Raw genomic sequence first — 18,006 nt, forward strand, 5'->3', positions numbered from 1 at the left:
TTGTTTTTTATGGGAAAATTTTTCAAAAAAACAAAGATTTTTCACTGTATCAACGCACTAAAAAACAAAACAATGTAAAATTAAAATATACTAATTAAACATGAAAAAAAGGAGGAATATTTATGTTAATTGGAAATTCAAAAGTAGCAAAAGATGCTATCGAAAAATATGATTCAATTGTTATTTTTCACCACATCCGTCCTGATGGAGATTGTTTAGGTTCTCAACATGGACTTGCTGAATTAATCAAAACAAATTACCCAAACAAAAAAGTCTATTGTGTGGGAGATAATGTTGGTGTGCTTGATTTTATGAGCTATAACTTCACCAATGAAGAAGATATTGATTACAATAATTCATTAGCTATTGTTGTTGATGCTTCTTCTGGAGATAGAATCGAAAAAGCACATTTACTTTATGAAAATAGAACTACTGCTAAATTAAGAATTGACCATCACCCAAATGATAGTGATATTAAATACGATTATTTATGAGTTGATGAACACTATGTTGCTGCAGCGGAAATGATTGCGATGTTAGCTTATGAATCAAAATGAGAAGTAACTCAAAAAGCATCAGAATATGTGTATTTAGGAATTAATACTGATTCAGGAAGATTTTTATATCCAGATACCAGTGCTAGAACTCACAAGTTAGTAGCGTTTTTAATGGAAAATGGTTTCCATCCACAAAATATCTTAAGAGAACTTTCAAAACGAACATTTAAAGGAATTAAATTTGTCGGAGAAATTCTTAGTGGATTCAAAAAACAAGGAAGAGTTCTTTACTACGAAATTACTTCTGAAGTATTAGCTAAACATAACCTAACTTCTCTTGAAGCAGCAATGTATGTAAATGAATTAGCAAACATTGAGGATAATTCATGTTGAGCATTATTTGTTCAATTAGAAGATGGAAAAGTAAGAGGAAGACTTCGTTCAAATGGCCCACTTGTAAATAAAGTAGCTAAAGAATACAATGGTGGAGGTCACGATAATGCCGCTGGAATTACTGTTGACTCTTGAGAAGAAGTGCCTGGCGTATTAGAAAGATTAAATCAAGAAATTCAAACTTACGAAAGCGAAAAAAAATAATGCAAATTGGTACATTAAAAGAAGCTTTCAAAGTTATTTTAGAGCACGATTCAATTGTTATTTTTCACCACATCCGTCCTGATGGAGATTGTTTAGGTTCTCAACATGGACTTGCTGAATTAATCAAAACTAATTACCCAAACAAAAAAGTATATTGTGTTGGTGATGCAAAAGGTTCTTTTAGTTTCTTAAACATTAAAATGAATGAATATCCTAGTGATGAGATCTTAGCTAATTCTTTAGCTGTTGTGGTAGATGCCAACTATAAAGAAAGAATTGAAGCTAGAGAATTATTAGATAAAAATCTTTTTAAAGCTGTTTTAAGAATTGATCACCACCCTAATGAAGATGATTTAGGTGAAGAAACTATTAGATGAGTTGACAGTTCATATGTAGCAGCAGATGAGATGATAACTCATATTGCTAAAGATCAAAACTTAGTTGTTTCACCAAGAGCAGCGTTATTCTTATATTTAGGAATGAACACTGATTCAGGTAGATTTTTATATAACAACACTAGTGCAAGAACACTTGAATTAGCAGCCTTTTTATACAATAATGGTTTAGATGCTGATTTTATTCATTCAAATTTAGCTAAAACATCTTTACAAGATTTACAGTTTCAAGCTTGATTAACTTCAACTCTTAAAACCAGAGATGGGGTAGCATATATTCAAAATTCTTACGCTGATACAATTGCACGTGGTAAAACTCCACAAACTTCAGTTAGACCTAACTTAATTGCCAACATTGAAGGATATCCAATATGAGTGCAATTCACTGAAGAAGAAACCGGTAAAATTCGTGTTGAGTTCCGTTCAAATGGACCGATTGTAAGAAATGTAGCCGTTAAATGAAACGGAGGAGGACACGAAAGAGCTTCCGGATGTATGATTGATTCTTTTGATAATGTTGAAGCGGTTATTGATGATTGTGCTGAAGAAGTAAAACGTTATTATCAAAAATAATTTATGATGTTTTGAAAAGATACAAAAGGTACTTTAGAAGTTATTACAGGACCAATGTTTGCGGGCAAAAGTGCAGAATTAATTAAAAGATTAACTATTTTAAAAATCGCTCAAGTAAAGTTTTTGGTATTTAAACCAGAATTTGATACTCGTTTTGGAGATGATGTTATTGTTAGTCGCACTGGTTCAAATCTTAAAGCCATATCACTAAAACAACCTTCTGATGTTTGAGAATATCTAACCAAAGATATAAAGGCAGTAGCTTTTGATGAAGTTCACTTTTTTGATGAATCTATTTTTGAAGTCATCAATCAATTAATCTCCAAAGGAGTTAGAGTTATTGTTTCAGGATTAGATATGGATTTCGCAGGCAAAAGTTTTGCTATAACTGCCGAATTACTCGCACAGGCCGATTATGTTTCAAAACTTAAGGCAGTTTGTATGAAATGTTACGAACAAGCTTCTTTATCTTATCGTAAGGTAAAGTCGCAAGAACGCCATCTTTTAGGCGATTCTGAATATGAAGCAAGATGCCGCCAATGTCATAGAGTTAAATAATACAAAAACACAACGCTGAGTTGTGTTTTTGTTATTTATATCCAAATTTAGCTAGTTCTTTTTCGTTATCGTTTCATTTATTAGCGATTTTTACTTTTAAATTCAAAATAACTCTAGTATTAAATTGTTTCATCATTTTGTATCTAGCATTCTGTCCAATTTGTTTAATTTTTGACGCCTTAGCTCCAATAACCATTCCTTTTTGAGAAGGTTTTTTCACGTAAATAATTGCTTCAATTTCGATTAAATCTTCTGATTCTATGAATTCATTAACCTCAATGGCAATTGAGTGTGGCAATTCTTCATATAAAGAGTTAATAGCTGATTCTCTGATAATTTCTTTAGCTAAAAAACGCATTGATTTATCTGTAATGTAATCTTCATCATACTGAGGTTCTCCCTCGTATGTATATGATTTTATTAACTCAATCAAATCATTTACTGATTTAGGATATTTAACTGAAACAGAAGTAATTTCAGTGAAATTATATTCTTGTAGCTCTTGAATTTTTTCAAGCATTTTTTGTGGTTGTTTGTGATATTTGTCAATTTTAGTAATTACTGCAACTTTATTTTTAGCACGAGAGATTTTTTCTAAAATCATTTTATCTCCAGGACCGATTTTTTCATCAATTGGAGTTAAAAATAAAACGACATCAATATCTTTGACAGTGCTGTAAGCGTTCTTGTTTAAAATTTCTCCAAGCTTGTTTTCTGGTTTATGAATACCAGGGGTATCAGTAAAAATAATTTGATAATCTTCATCGGTATATACACCAGTAATTTGATCTCTTGTTGTTTGAGCGACATCAGTCACAATTGATACATCATAATCTAATATAGAGTTCATTAAACTGCTTTTACCCACATTTGGACGACCAATAAATGAAGCAAAACAAATTTTCATTATTTAATATCACTTTCTAAAATGCTATATGGGACAAGCTCTTCCACTGTGTTTACTCTAACTTGAGTTCCATCGTTTGAGTATTGATAAACTTTAGCATTTGCAGGCATAAATTCAGTCATAACTTGTCTACAACCAGCACAAGGACTTATAATACCTTCTTTTTTACTAATAATGTGAATTTCTTTAAAAGTACCTACTTTTCCACCATAAGCAACAGAACCAAATAATGCACTTCTTTCGGCACATAATCCTGAAGGATAAGCGGCATTTTCAACATTAACACCGTAATATTCTTTATCATTTTCATCAATAGCACAAGCAGCTACTTGAAAATTTGAATATGGAGCATAAGCTTTTTTTAATAATTCCTTTAATTTTAAAATATTCATACATCCTACTTTCTAGTTATTTTTAAGGGTTTAAAAATTTTATCAACAATTTGATTCATGATAATTCTTTCATCTTCTTGTTCGTGATCGTATCCAGCTAAATGAACTAAACCATGAGTAAAAAGATAACAAAATTCACGTTTAATTGAGTGGTTGAATTCTTCTGCTTGTTCAAGCATTTTATCATAGCAAATTACTAACTCACCAAGCAATAAAAAGGGCATTTGTTGATATAAATGTGGATCTTGAGTTCCAAAAGATAATATGTCAGTAACGTAATCTTTATTGCGATACTCTTTGTTCAATTGCTTGATTTTACGCTTTGATACGATTTTTACATCAACGATAATTGGTTTTTTGATTTTGAAATACTTAGCGAAGTTTTGCACTATTTCATACATTTCCTTTTCAAAATCAATTTCATGTTTTGTTTTATTTTCAAAAGAAATTTCATGTTCAATAAGTTTCATAAAACAATTATAAACTTTTATAAAAAATGTATTTTAAAATGTATTTGAGAAAGGTCGTAAAATCACTACTATAAGTGCATTGAATTTCGAAGATGTTCTTTTCTTTTAATTTAACTAGTAGCTCAGGAGAAGTGATTTTTATGTGTGAGTCTTGCAATTGGTATTTGAGTGTGTAATTTTGAATCTCACCATCAATGCTAATCTGTACATGTGAACCTTGGGTGAAAGTATTTTTATCATATTCTATTAGGTACATTGTTTCATACTCTCGTTTGATCAAACCCTTATGATAGTCTTGTATTGGATAAAACATTAATACATACACAAAAAAAGCGACCGTACATATAAGAAACAATAAAAATGTTCCTTTTTTAATGTTGATAAAAACTTCCTTCAAGGTGTACCTCCTTTGAATGATCAAATAAGTAATTTTGATTATGGCTAACTTCAATAATCAAAGAATTCAATAATATATTTTGACTTAATTGTTTAACTTCTTTAAATAGATCAGGACTTAGATTATCAAAGGCTTCATCAAAAACAACTAAAGAGTATCTTTTTTCAAAGCTTTTGAGAAAATTGACAATTTGTTTTTCACCGTTTGAAAGATCTGAGACATTTTTGCTGTATATTGATTTTATTTTTTGAGGTAGTTTCTGTAAATTTAATTTTTCAGATATTTCAAATAAATGAGTTGTGTTCAAATCTTGCAAATACTCTGAAACTTTTATATTGCGCAAATTTAACTCCCCAGATAAATAAAGTGAGGCTCTTTTATATGCAATACACTCTGTTGGTTGGATTGTTTCGTCGTTTACTTTAAAAAGACCATTTTGATGCTTTAAATTACCTGTCAAAATACCACATAAAGTAGTTTTTCCGCTTCCATTTTCACCGGTTAAATGTGTATTTTGATCTATTATCAAGTTTTGAATATTTAGATTTTTATTATTACTATTTTGAATATATGAAAAATCTAAATAGGACAATTGAATTTCTTTTATTTCAATTGTATTATGAGTGCACATGTAATTCGAAGAGGATAAATTAAAGGAGAAAAAACCCAAAAGTTGTTTTGCAATTTTAAATTGATTGTATAAGTTCAACATTGGTCAGAAACTTTTTGTTGCTCTAATTAAGATACTAGAAGCTGTCAAAACGAAAATAAGATCAACTAAATTTAGTTTGTTTGACCAAATTTGAAATGCTCCAAGGCTAATTATTATAATAGGACCTAATATTTCTATTACATTACTTAGGTTTTCGACAAAAGTAAAAAAAGAATGTGTTTGCACATTAATGGTTGCATTATTTGCGGTCTTTTGAATGATTTTATTTTTTAATTTCATTTCAAAGTCCACATGTGTATAACCTTTAACATAGTTAAAGAAATCTTCAATTAATGCATTTATTTGAATATTATTTTGAATTTGAGTTTTGTAAAAATAATCATATTTATCTAAAATAAAAAAATTAATAATTAGTAATATTGCGCAATAAAAAACAATAGCTAATAATAAGAAAATATTGGTCTTAAACAATATCAAAATTCCGATAGTTAAAAATAGTAAATTTTGCATCAAAAGAGGACCAAAATTACTTTTAAACAGAAGAATTGTGTCAACCGAATTAATCCTATTGATCAATTCGGTTGAATTTATTTGATTTATTTGAAAGAAATTGCGTTCTCTTAAAGTGGTTAAAATTTCCAATTTTTTCTCGTTTGCCTTTTTGAGAAGATGTTCGAAAAGAATTTTTTCACCAATATATTTAAAAATGTGTTGAACAACAATAAGTCAACATAATGTTCCTGTTATAAAAATTAAATGTTTACCTAAATTAAAAGGAATTAACTCAGACAAAATAAATCTATTAACTATAGGAATTAGCAATATCAATATTGACTCAATTAATTTATTTAAATACATAATAATTTGTATTTTATTGTGTTTAATTTTAAGTTCACCAAATTGTGCATGATTTTGGGTATCTGGTTTTTCGTTACTCAAAGAAAAAGATACTAATATTTTTAGAAATAATTCAAAAAATTGCTCTCAGGTATATTTAATTTGTCCTTGAAAAGGATCGATGCAAAAAATGTGATTTTTGTCAAATTTAGTTATAACTATCATGTGTTGATTATTGTCTTTAGCAATTACTGCAGCAAGTGGAAATTCACTTTTTTCAAGTTTTTTGAAAGTCTCTGGTTCACAGTTAAACACATCCATTTTTACATTATATTTTGCAAGTAAGTTTTTAAGCGTTCCTAATGAAATTCCTTCATTTTGATAACTTACTTGCATTTTTAAATCATTTATTGAGACCTTATGGTCGGTAAGTTTGTTGATAAAAAATTCTGCTACAACTAAGGAACAATCTTTTGAGTCATACTGATATTTCATTTGTTTATTTAATAAAAAATTAATATAAAAAAGAACAAAAAAGAACTTTTGTGGATTTTGTACCATCTTAAAAGGATTTTGAGTTTTTAAAAAGAAGTTTATAATTGATATACTAATTTTAAGGAGTAAAAATGAAAAAAGTTGTTGCTTTTGCTAGCGATCATGCTGGATTTAAGCTTAAAGAGGAACTTGTTCAATATATCCAATCATTAGGATATGAAACAGTGGATTTAGGACCTGACAATGACAAAGAATCAATTAGTTATGCCACACAAGGAAAAGAACTAGCTGAATATGTTGACTCTCGTCAACCAGATTTCGCAATCGGAGTATGTGGTACAGGTTTAGGAATTTCTTATGCTCTAAATAGACACAAACACATTAGAGCAGCCCGTGTTACTTCGGTAGAAGATGCGAAATACGCTAAATTACACAACAACGCAAACGTGTTAGTGTTTGGTGGTCGTCAAGTATCATTGGAAGATGCTAAAAAAATGGTAGATGAATATATTGCCACTGAATTTGAAGGTGGAAGACACCAAAAAAGAATCGATCAGTTAGACGAATAATAACCTTTGTTTATTAAAATTTAATTACAAAACACACCTGATTTTGCAGTATGAAATTTTTAAAATACATTTACTGAACTCATTTTTTATCGTGTGTCATTTTTATTTGTAATTAAAAAACGAAAAAAATATTAAATTTGTTATACTTTTAAATATATATTTAAAAACACAATATTTTTAAAGTTAGGAAAATTATGAAAAGAAAATTAGCATTATTATTTTCAGTGTTTGGAGGAGTAACTGCTCCTTTAGCAATTGCTGCTTCATGTTCACAACAACAAAGTGTTACAAAATCTGAAAATTCTACAACAACAGCTGCTACAACAGAAGAAAAAACTCTTTCACCTGAAGAAGTTGCAAAAGTTGCTTTAGTTAAAGAATCTACAGCGGCTAATGAAAACTTAATTAGAATGTCAGAAAACGTTTTAGTTCTTTTAAAAGAATCAGCTAAAATGAAAAATTCATCTGAAGCTTCTAAAGAAGATGTTTATTTAGAATTTGGTGAATTATACTTTGATATGTCTAAATCAGTAAAACAAGAAATTACATTAGTTTCAACACAAGGAACCGCTGCAAAATTTGTTGTTCAACTTTCTAAAACATTATCAAATAACACAGTTGTTTCAGTATCTAAAGAAGTAGAAGTCAATGGATACAAAGAAGCAGAAGCTGCAGAACAATAATCAACCTATAAGAAAAAAACAGGGATTCCTGTTTTTTTCTTTGATTATTTTAAACTAATTTGTCAAAAACATCGTCTCCGGTTTCAACTACAATTTCAGCTCCAAAGTTGCGAGCAACAATATTACCTAGTGTTCCAAGACCATTAAATGTTTCCAAAACTTTTGGTGATTTGAAAGATTTTGAGTAAATTGTTGCTGGTAAATATTCTCTGGTGTGGTTAAATCCTGGGTATAATGGATCGTTACCGTGATCACTGGTCATAATTAATAGATCATCTTCTTTTAAGCAATTAATTAATTTAGCTAATTTCACGTCTAAATCAGCTACGTTTTGAGCAAAACCATGAACGTTTCTTCTGTGACCATAATGTGAATCAAATTGCACTAAATTAGTAAAAATAAATTTGTTTTCAGTATCTTCTAAAGCTAATTCAATTGTTTTATCCATACCGACTGCATCGCTACCACTTGGAATGTGTCTTGAAATACCTTGCCCTACAAAAATATCATTGATTTTTCCAATAGAAATAACTTCTACTCCCTTATCTTGTAGAGCGTTTAAAATTAATTTTGGTGGTTTATTTGCATAATCATGGCGATTAAAGGTACGGGTATAATTTCCGTTATCTCCTACATAAGGTCGTGCAATAATTCTCCCTACGTTTCATTCAGGTTTAGAAGAACAAATTTCTCTTGCGGCTTTAGCGTATTTATAAAGATTGTCTAAACCAGTTCATTCTTCGTGGGCACAAATTTGTAATACTGAATCCATTGAGGTATAAACAATAATTGAACCGTTAGCTTTTTCTTCGTGAGCTAATTCATTAATAATTTCAGTACCACTGCTAGCTTTATTTCCGATAATTTTTCTTCCATCAAAAGCTTTTTCTAATTCAGCAATTAAATCAGCTGGGAATCCGTTTTCAAAAAAGGTTGGGAAAGGTACTAATGTTTTAATACCCATCATTTCTCAGTGTCCAGCTAAAGTGTCTTTAGCGTTTGATACTTCTTGGACTTTTGCCATGTAAGCAAGTGGATTTTTTACATGATAGTTTCCTTGTAGATCTGTAATGTTACCAATACCTAATTTTTTTCAGGTATCAATTTTAAATTCTTCAGCCATAGATGCTGATCTAATAGTATTGGCTCCAGCATCACCAAATGCTTTTTGATCACGATCAGGACCTATTCCAAGTCCGTCTGTAACAATCATGAAAACTCTTTTAAATTTTGGCATTAATTCTCCTTAACAGCAAAATGTTGCTATTTTAATTTTAAACATTTTTAAATAAAAAAGATAAAAAAGACTTTAAAGCTAGTATAATTATTATGCTGTTAAACAGCCGGTTTTTCTGTCCGACAACAGAAAATGGGTTATTATTAATATTATATTATCAATTTAAAATCGGTTATGCCTCTTAGCAAAACTGAAATCGTTTTATTTTCGTTAGTCGTTATTTTTTAGAATATTGCGATATTGTTATTTGTTTATTTTATTTTTTTGCTTTCTGTGCCCTCAGCAAAGCAAGACTCCTTATTTTTATAATTATTACTTTTTAGAAATCGCCCTTTCTTTTCTTTTAAGTTATTTTTATTTTTCTTTCATATATCGCTAAAAAGTTTTATATTTGTTTTATTTGTTTTTTCATTTAAATATTAAAACTTCAATAAATAATCAAAAAGCAGCATAAAGCTGCTTTTCTTTTTTGTTATAAAACGATTATTCTTTGATCAACATCTAACTTTTCTTTTGATTGTGGTGCAGAAGAGATTGCTCCAAAAGGCATTTGACCTAACAATTTTAGTTTGCTAAATTTTGGATTATTTTTAAAATAATCGTTAACCGCATCATTATAATGTTGTAAGTTTGCTCCTAAATTTAATTCTGTTAAAGCATTTCATACATTTACTTGTAAAATGGCTGAATCCTCACGAGCAAAGTTTAATACTTCTTGGTAAGGTAATTGAGTTTTTTGAGTGTAAGGTTGTAATATTTCTTCATCTACATAGAATAAAACAGTTCCTTGGGCATTTAGAAAACCAGGAAGTTTATGAGGAGCAATTTTTCCTTGAGTATACTCTTTTACGTGTTCTCATAATTTGTTTGATTCTTTATCTCAAAGTAGCACTACTTTAGTTGATTGTCCATTAAAAGAAGTTGGAGAAACGTGGATTATCTCTTTAAGCATCTTAACTATTTCATTTTTAGATAATGAAGCATCCTTATTTATGTCAAAAACACTTCTTCTTTGTTTTAATAAATTTACATACATATGTAACCTCCATGAGAAAGTTTAACAAAAAAATCAGTTTTATCCTGATTTTTATTGATTTTTTTAACTTTTTATTAAAATAACTCTTTTTGTTGTTTAGTTAATTTTGGGTATTTAATAACCACAACTGCTTCAGGACCTGTATGAATGGAAATGACAGGAGGAATAATAGATAAGCTTGCATTCAAATTATATTTTTGCTTTGCATATTCCACGTATGAATTAATTTCACTATTTTGAGAATGTAAAATAATTAGTTCATTTTCATCGCTGCTTGAGTTTTCAAATTTTTGATCAATAACATTAAAAACCGTTTTAGAAAACACTCTACCCTTACCTTCTTTTTCAAGTTTTCCATTTTCAAATTTAATAATAGGTACAATTTTAAATAAGTTTGCAATTGCAGCGGCACTTGGAGTCAATCTTCCACCTTTAACTAAAAAATCATTATATTTAGGCATTAAAGAAACCGATACACGTTCATCTCAATTTTCAATGATTTTAATAGCCTCTTTTACACTTGTCCCAGAATTAATTAAGTTCATAAATTCCATTGCTTTTAAAGAAATAAGTTGAGCTACAAAAAGTGATTCTATTACATATACATTTGTAAATTCCCTAGCAAAATTGCTTAAATTTTTATTTTGTCCAGATAAGTATTTAGAAATAGGAAAAACAACTACATATTCAAATTTGTTTGATAATTCCTTGAGCAAATCTAAAGCATAACCAATGTTAGTTGATGAAGTTTTAGCACCTTTTGAATCCTTTGAAAATTTTTCAAATAAATTTTGGCTTGTTAAATTAATTCCATCTAAATAATTATGTTGGTCGATTTCAATATTTAAAGGTAAATAAAATCAACCTTTCAGTTGAGCTTGTTCCTTGGTCAAACCACATGATGAATCTACGACAATAGCTACATTTTTCATATATTTGATTATTATATATTACTTATACTGTTTTTACTGTAAAATACTAATATATTATGATTATAGTACACAAATTAAGCGACAAATTTGCTAATTGCGCCATTTTAACAATCGATTCTCAAGTTAAAATTACCAATAAAATTAGTGATGGTAATTGACATTTTTTTGTTGATCAAAATAACAATGTTCATTCAATTAATGTTTTTGATGATCAAGAAATTTTACAATCAAGCACTCGTGTATTTTCGATTCTTCCAAAATTTTTGGAAGAAAAAATTCAGAATAAAGCCAAAGCATTAGATTTAATAATCAAGTCTACAGCTAAATTTGTTTATGCTGAAGTTTCTCAAAGAGAAGTGCATCCAAAATCAGATAAATTATTTGTGCTTAAACTTAATCTTGGAAATGAAGAAATTCAAGTTGTCACCAACACTTTAACTTCAACTGTAGGAAGTGTGTTGGTAGTGGCGCTGCCTGGAGCAATAACAGCAAGTGGATTAGAAATTATTCCTGGAAAAATGCTTGACGTTCCAAGTAACGGAATGCTTATCGGATATGCTACCTTAGGTATTGAACAAGAAGGTTTAATTTTTGGAACTAAAGAACAAATTGGAAAGGAATTTAATTTTTAAAATGAATATTGTTGAAGAGTTAAAACAAAGAGGTGTTTTTAAACAAATATCAAATTACGAAAAATTTTTAAATCTTCCAAAGGGTTCTGCAGTTTATGTTGGATTTGATCCAACAGCAGATAGTTTACATTTAGGAAATTACATTCAAATTCTTAATTTACTTAGATTTAAAAAATATGGTTTTAAAATTGTGGCTATTTTAGGTGGAACTACCGGAATGATTGGAGATCCTTCATTTAAAGACGCTGAAAGAGTTTTGTTAAATGAAGAGCAAATTAATTTATACAAAAACAAAATCAGACAACAACTTGAACATTTTGGTTTTGAGGTTATTGACAATTATGATTTCTATAAAGATATGAATGTAGTAGATTTTTTAAGACAAGTAGGAAAGTTAGTTAATATTTCATACATTCTAGCTAAAGATACTATTGCATCCAGGGTAAGCAAAGGACTCAGTTTTACAGAATTTTCATATCAATTAATTCAGGGTTGAGACTTTGTGCATTTATATAAACATCATAATGTCAAATTACAATTTGGTGGATCAGACCAATGAGGAAACATTACAACTGGATTAGACATGATCTCTACAATTTTTGGAGATAATCATCAAGCGGTAGCTTTAACATCTCAATTGCTCACTGATGCAAACGGTAAAAAATTCGGTAAATCAACTGGTGGTGGAAACAACTGATTATCTAAAGAGAAAACCAAACCGTATGACTTATACCAGTTTTTATTTAACCAACCTGATTCAGAAGTTGAAAAACTACTTAAGTGATTAACTTTTTTAGAAGTTGATGAAATTGAACAAATTGTACAAAAACATTTTGAACAACCATCATTAAAATTAGCTCAAAAAACATTGGCCTTTGAAGTAGTTAAAGATATCCATTCAGTTGAGGATGCACAAAATAGTGTTAATATCAGCGAAATATTGTTTAACAAAAAGGTTGATTTATCATCGTTTAGTGTTGAAGATATTCAAAAAATTCAAAACGATCTTCCTTCAATTGAGTTGAAAGAGCAAAAGAATTTAGTCGAACAATTAATTGAGTTAAATTTAATTAAATCAAAACGTGAAGCTCGTGAGTTTATTCAAAATGGTTCTTTAAAAGTGAATTTACAAACAATTGACGAACAATTTCAAGTTTACTCAGATCTTTTTGAAAATCAATTTGCTTTTTTAAATATCGGAAAGAAAAAATTCTTCCTTGTGAAAATTATTAAATAAGATTTGCTTAGGCAAATTTTTTTTATGTTAAAATAATCATATTACTAAATGGTAATATATAGGAGAAGTATGAAAAAAATCGTTTACTTTTTATCATTAGGATCACTATCACTTTTAAGTGCAGCTACAGTAGTAAGTTGTGCTCAAGAAAACAACTCTGATAAAGATTCTAAAGACATAAATTATTTAATGTCTAAAATTTCAATTAACAAGATTAACAAACTAGATAATAAAGAAAAAAACCTATTATTAACTCTCAAAGAATTATTAGAATCAAACAACAGTTTAATTAATAAGTTTGACTCATTAAAAAGCCAATCAATTTTTAAAGTTGGTGGAAAGTTTCAAAGTTTACTGAATCTCATTGACGGACCTAACAACTCAGATTCTCTAGTAAAAATTGTTACAAAAATTGCAAACAAAATAGGAGAAGATCAATCAAAAGGAAGAGAAGTTTTAAGTTCTTTAAACAAAATATTTGAGCATGTTGTTTTCAACAAAATTGCTGATTTAACAGAAGATTTAAATGTTGTTTTAAGTGGTTTTTCAAAAGAAAAACATTTTGAAAATTCACTTAGACTTGTTCAATATATTCTTCAAAGAAGCGACAATAAAAATCAAATTTCATTTTTAAATGAAACTCTACCTTCGTTGCAATTTTTAGATAAAACTTTAAATTTACTCAATCAAGAAATTTCAAATACCTATTTTGATGAGAATTATTATAACAAAACACAAAAATCAGCAACTCCTGAAAGTATTTTAGAAAAAGATTTTAGCGAAGGTTCAGAACACCATCATGATCATGAACATGAAACTGATGAAGAAAGTCATTCACACTCACACTCGTTAATGAATTTACTTTATAACTTTTACCAATCTGTAGAAATTTTGGTCAAAAAAGTAGATCAAAAAGATTTAATTCAAAAGTTAAATGACTTAAATAAAGAACTTCCAAATGACAAACAAATTACACAAGAAATACAAATATTAAATCAAACTCACACTCAGTTAAAACAAGACTTTAGTAAATCACTAATTGAAAGTGAAAACGAAATTTTTAAAAGAACTGTTTTAGATGTGCAGTCGTTAAAAAATCTTTTATCCCAAAGTGCACAATTATCAGGGATAACACTAAGAGAAACCATTACAAAAATAGGTTAATCTTATAAGAAGAAAAAAACGCATAGGTTTTAGCATTTTTTCATTCTTGTGGTAAAATTTAAATGCTAATTTCAAACGGACAGGTTCTAGTTGAAAGACTAGACTTTGGTGGTTTTAGCGCTAAAACATTCGTAAATTTACTTTTACGTAATTTATTAAAATAAAATTATTAAATATAAAAACTATAAATACAAATAGAAAGGATATTATTATGGCAAAATTAGATTTTGATCGTAGTAAAGAACACGTTAACGTTGGAACAATCGGACACGTTGACCACGGTAAAACTACATTAACTGCTGCTATTGCAACTGTTTTATCTAAGAAAGGTCTTTCAGAAGCTCGTGATTATGCTTCTATTGACAACGCACCAGAAGAAAGAGCACGTGGAATTACAATTAACACAGCTCACATCGAATACCAAACAGAAAAACGTCACTATGCACACGTTGACTGTCCTGGTCACGCTGACTACGTTAAAAACATGATTACAGGGGCTGCTCAAATGGACGGAGCTATCTTAGTTGTTGCTGCAACAGATGGACCTATGCCTCAAACACGTGAACACATTCTTTTATCTAAACAAGTTGGTGTTCCTCGTATCGTTGTTTTCTTAAACAAATGTGACATGCTTGAAGGTGATGAAGAAATGATCGAACTTGTTGAAATGGAAATTCGTGGACTTCTTTCAGACTACGGATTTGATGGAGACAATGCACCTATTATTCGTGGATCAGCTCTTAAAGCTCTTCAAGGTGATGCAAAATACGAAGAAAAAATTATGGAACTTATGGATGCTGTAGATACATACATCGAAACTCCAGTTAAAGAATTTGAAAAACCATTCTTAATGGCTGTTGAAGACGTATTTACAATTACAGGTCGTGGTACAGTTGCTACAGGTCGTGTAGAACGTGGAAAATTAACACTTAACGAAGAAGTTGAAATCGTTGGTCTTAAACCTACTAAAAAAACAGTTGTTACAGGAATTGAAATGTTCCGTAAAAACCTTAAAGAAGCTATGGCTGGAGACAACGCAGGTCTTTTACTTCGTGGAGTTAACCGTGAAGATGTTGAACGTGGACAAGTTTTAGCTAAACCAGGTTCAATCGTTCCTCACACAGAATTCGAAGCTGCTATTTACGTTCTTAAAAAAGAAGAAGGTGGACGTCACACACCATTCTTTAAAAACTACAAACCTCAATTCTACTTCCGTACAACAGACGTAACAGGTGGAGTTGAATTTGAAGCTGGACGTGAAATGGTTATGCCAGGAGAAAACGTTAACTTAAAAGTTAAACTTATTGCACCTATCGCTGTTGAAGAGGGAACAAAATTCTCTATCCGTGAAGGTGGACGTACAGTTGGAGCTGGATCAGTTACAAAAATTATTAAATAATAATTATTACAATAGTTATTTTACACTCTCGTTTGAGAGTGTTTTTTGTGTTCAATGTGGAAACTTTTTCCATATTTGAACATTTGATATCTTTTAGCAATATAATTAAAGTGTAGAGGTTAAAATCAATCCTACAGAAAGGAGGTTTTGATGATATCGATAAAGAATTTAACAAAAGTTAAAGATTCTAGAAAAATCATCGATAATCTATCAGTAAATTTTCCGTCAAGGAAAATAACGTTTATAACAGGAAAATCCGGTTCAGGTAAAACAACTCTCTTGAACATGATTTCTAAAATTGAAAAACCTGATTCTGGAGCAATTGATTACACAATTGATTCTCAAATTGTTAATATTGACAATAAAATGATTGAAAACAATATTGACATTATGTTTCAAAATATTAATTTGCTAGAAGACCATAGTGGAATTGATAATTTAAAACTTGCTTTACAAGGAAGAAATTTATATATCCCAGAAGCTGAAATAATCGAAAAAGCTCAACTAGTAAATTTAGACAAGGAAACACTGAAAAGACCTGTTAAAAATCTTTCTGGAGGAGAAAAACAAAGAATCGCTCTTTTAAGAGCCATATTAAGGGGGTCGACCTTTTTGCTTTGTGATGAACCTACAGGTAATTTAGACGAAGAAAACGCTCATGATTTATTAAAATTGATTTCAACACTAGCTAAAGATAAGACTGTTTTGATTGTTAGTCATGACCTCTCTTTGGCAAAAGAGTTTGGTGATTATATTTACTATCTGCAAGAAAATAAATTAATTAAAAATTCCTCAAAATTATCTTCAAACACTTTAAGAACTTCAGAAAAACCAACGATTTCAAGAGCTAATTTGAATTTTAAATTAAGAAACTTATTTAAGTTTTCATTTGTTAGTTTGAAAAGCAAATGAGCACAATTTCTTTTAGTTTTATTATTTATGATAACATGTGTTTTGTCGGTTGGATTGAGTATTAATATCTCAAATATAAATAAAATCACTGTAAGTAAAAACTTAAAGAAAACAAATTGAGATTTATATTATGCCCGCAAAAAAGATAAAACTGCATTATATCCAAATGAAATTGAAGAACTTTATAAAACAAACGATTTTAAACATATAGCAAAAACATATTTACCAGGTGATGCATTAGGAAATTTAACTATCCAATATGAATCAAATAAAATAGATTTTTTTGGAAGTGAATTGCAAGGAATTGATAATAGCAATTTCATGAAGGATAGATTACTGAATGACACAAAGATAGATTTGAGTGACCCCTTCAGTATAATTATCTCTAAGAAGTTTGTTGAAAAATTGAAAATTAACAATCCAATAGGCAAAAAAATTTCTCTTACTTTTAACGATTTCTTTGATTCTCCAAAACATGAGTTCACAATTAAAGGAATTAATCCTTCAAATGCAATTGATGAACCTGACAAAATGTTTATAAATCGAGAAGTTTTAAAACAAATTTATGATTCGGAAAAAGTACGCACTAGATATTTTTTAACTTTTTATTCTAATGAGTTTGTAGGAAATTTTGAGTTCGGTGAACTAATTTTAGAAAATAATGTCAAATTAATTGATGGCTCATTAACTAAACTTCCTAATGAAATTTTGATTTCTTCAGCTCTTAATAATGAAATTAAAAATAGTTGAAAACAATCAGAAATTCTTTTAGAGCATTATTTTGGAAAATACAAAGTTAAAGTTGCAGGAATTTTCGAATCTAACGAAAAATTAATTGCAACCTCACAGGACAACTATAATTTCTTCAATGTAGCACCAGTATATAATGTTGTGATTTATTCAGATAATCAAAATTTTGTGAGTGATCATAAATCATTAACAAACACGCTTGAACTTCAAAGAAAAGTTGGGGAAGTCTTTTCTTCAATAATTGAGCAAAACTTAAATAACTTATCATTAATTAAAAATCTCTCAATAGCTATATTTGTGTTTTCAATTTTCGCCTTATTAGTAATTTTTAAAATCCTTTCTGATAATAAACGGAAAGATTTAGGGATTTTTAAAATTTTGAATTACAAATTCAAAGATATCATGGTTTATTTTTGTGTTCCATTTTTAACATTGATTTTTGTTTCCTTAATATTAACGGTAGCTTTGTTTTATCCAATGGAAAACCTTATTTTATCAGGTTTGAAAGGGTTTGAAGATCTTCAAACTACATTCAAAGATTCCCTAATCAATTATTTATTTGTGTGAGGATTAATTTCAATAGTTTCATTTTCAATTTATTCTATATTCCTAACCAGAATTTTTCTTATAAAAAACTATGACTTATTTAAGTCAAATTAAAGGA

Annotated in this window: 18 protein-coding genes; 10 read left to right on the forward strand and 8 right to left on the reverse strand. The window is 29.0% G+C overall.

The genetic code is table 4. The annotated features are described in order from the left end of the window. Positions 1–122 precede the first annotated feature (122 nt). From EXC45_RS03200 to EXC45_RS03210, 3 genes are read left to right on the forward strand one after another with little or no spacing between them, the layout of a single operon-like run. Positions 123–1,094, forward strand: coding sequence for a DHH family phosphoesterase (locus tag EXC45_RS03200; protein ID WP_036434338.1), 972 nt, complete (start codon positions 123–125; stop codon positions 1,092–1,094). Beyond that, entirely contained in the window at positions 1,094–2,062 is a 969-nt protein-coding gene (locus tag EXC45_RS03205) for a DHH family phosphoesterase (protein ID WP_036434335.1), read from the forward strand. The genes EXC45_RS03200 and EXC45_RS03205 overlap by 1 nt, the downstream gene beginning before the upstream one ends. A gap of 6 nt (positions 2,063–2,068) precedes the next feature. Then, positions 2,069–2,620 carry a thymidine kinase gene (locus EXC45_RS03210; RefSeq protein ID WP_036434447.1) on the forward strand — a complete coding sequence of 184 codons (552 nt, stop codon included), beginning with the start codon at positions 2,069–2,071 and terminating at the stop codon, positions 2,618–2,620. Positions 2,621–2,651: 31 nt separating this feature from the next. Here EXC45_RS03210 and era read toward each other — a convergent pair whose 3' ends face one another. Genes era through EXC45_RS03230 form a run of 5 tightly spaced genes read right to left on the reverse strand, consistent with a single transcriptional unit; the run spans position 2,652 to position 6,791 of the window. Then, the gene (era, locus tag EXC45_RS03215; protein ID WP_129693796.1) at positions 2,652–3,527 is read right to left on the reverse strand and encodes a GTPase Era; all 876 of its coding nucleotides are present in this window, start codon (positions 3,525–3,527) and stop codon (positions 2,652–2,654) included. Continuing rightward, positions 3,527–3,919, reverse strand: a complete 393-nt coding sequence (gene cdd, locus EXC45_RS03220) for a cytidine deaminase (RefSeq protein WP_036434329.1) — start codon at positions 3,917–3,919, stop codon at positions 3,527–3,529. Before cdd ends, era begins: the two co-directional genes overlap by 1 nt. Before the next feature lie 5 nt (positions 3,920–3,924). Beyond that, a complete protein-coding gene (gene ybeY / locus EXC45_RS03225) occupies positions 3,925–4,389 on the reverse strand; it encodes an rRNA maturation RNase YbeY (protein WP_036434327.1) in 465 nt (154 codons plus the stop codon). Between the two features lie 7 nt (positions 4,390–4,396). Further along, positions 4,397–4,840: an MAG1140 family protein gene (locus tag EXC45_RS04135; protein WP_408634224.1), complete on the reverse strand. Its 444-nt coding sequence runs from the start codon at positions 4,838–4,840 to the stop codon at positions 4,397–4,399. Further along, a complete protein-coding gene (locus EXC45_RS03230) occupies positions 4,761–6,791 on the reverse strand; it encodes an Mbov_0121 family peptidase domain-containing ABC transporter (protein ID WP_165163210.1) in 2,031 nt (676 codons plus the stop codon). The genes EXC45_RS04135 and EXC45_RS03230 overlap by 80 nt, the downstream gene beginning before the upstream one ends. Before the next feature lie 131 nt (positions 6,792–6,922). Between EXC45_RS03230 and EXC45_RS03235 the strand changes: the two genes are divergently transcribed. Continuing rightward, entirely contained in the window at positions 6,923–7,360 is a 438-nt protein-coding gene (locus tag EXC45_RS03235; RefSeq protein WP_036434321.1) for an RpiB/LacA/LacB family sugar-phosphate isomerase, read from the forward strand. Between the two features lie 194 nt (positions 7,361–7,554). Further along, positions 7,555–8,043, forward strand: coding sequence for a hypothetical protein (locus EXC45_RS03240; protein ID WP_036434318.1), 489 nt, complete (start codon positions 7,555–7,557; stop codon positions 8,041–8,043). Between the two features lie 49 nt (positions 8,044–8,092). Here the strand turns inward: EXC45_RS03240 and EXC45_RS03245 are convergent, their stop codons facing one another. The 3 genes from EXC45_RS03245 to EXC45_RS03255 all read right to left on the reverse strand — a co-directional run bounded on the left by EXC45_RS03245 (position 8,093) and on the right by EXC45_RS03255 (position 11,248). Then, positions 8,093–9,280: a phosphopentomutase gene (locus tag EXC45_RS03245; protein WP_036434316.1), complete on the reverse strand. Its 1,188-nt coding sequence runs from the start codon at positions 9,278–9,280 to the stop codon at positions 8,093–8,095. A 472-nt stretch (positions 9,281–9,752) separates the two neighbouring features. Then, positions 9,753–10,316 carry a nitroreductase family protein gene (locus tag EXC45_RS03250; protein ID WP_036434313.1) on the reverse strand — a complete coding sequence of 188 codons (564 nt, stop codon included), beginning with the start codon at positions 10,314–10,316 and terminating at the stop codon, positions 9,753–9,755. A 74-nt stretch (positions 10,317–10,390) separates the two neighbouring features. Continuing rightward, the gene (locus EXC45_RS03255) at positions 10,391–11,248 is read right to left on the reverse strand and encodes a DegV family protein (protein WP_036434311.1); all 858 of its coding nucleotides are present in this window, start codon (positions 11,246–11,248) and stop codon (positions 10,391–10,393) included. Between the two features lie 56 nt (positions 11,249–11,304). Here EXC45_RS03255 and tapR point away from each other — a divergent pair, with 56 nt between their 5' ends. From tapR to EXC45_RS03280, 5 genes are all read left to right on the forward strand, one after another. After that, on the forward strand, positions 11,305–11,880 hold the full coding sequence (tapR, locus tag EXC45_RS03260) for a TyrS-associated PheT N-terminal domain-related protein TapR (protein WP_036434309.1): 576 nt from the start codon (positions 11,305–11,307) through the stop codon (positions 11,878–11,880). Between the two features lies 1 nt (position 11,881). Then, entirely contained in the window at positions 11,882–13,117 is a 1,236-nt protein-coding gene (gene tyrS, locus EXC45_RS03265; protein ID WP_036434307.1) for a tyrosine--tRNA ligase, read from the forward strand. 69 nt (positions 13,118–13,186) lie between these two features. Further along, a complete protein-coding gene (locus tag EXC45_RS03270) occupies positions 13,187–14,281 on the forward strand; it encodes a hypothetical protein (RefSeq protein ID WP_036434304.1) in 1,095 nt (364 codons plus the stop codon). A gap of 211 nt (positions 14,282–14,492) precedes the next feature. Then, positions 14,493–15,680, forward strand: a complete 1,188-nt coding sequence (tuf, locus tag EXC45_RS03275) for an elongation factor Tu (RefSeq protein WP_036434301.1) — start codon at positions 14,493–14,495, stop codon at positions 15,678–15,680. A gap of 150 nt (positions 15,681–15,830) precedes the next feature. Continuing rightward, entirely contained in the window at positions 15,831–18,002 is a 2,172-nt protein-coding gene (locus tag EXC45_RS03280) for an ABC transporter ATP-binding protein (RefSeq protein WP_084272199.1), read from the forward strand. The last annotated feature ends 4 nt before the right edge of the window (positions 18,003–18,006 follow it).

This window comes from Mycoplasmopsis columboralis, from assembly GCF_900660675.1.
GTDB classification, from domain to species: Bacteria; Bacillota_I; Bacilli_A; order Mycoplasmatales; family Metamycoplasmataceae; genus Mycoplasmopsis; species Mycoplasmopsis columboralis.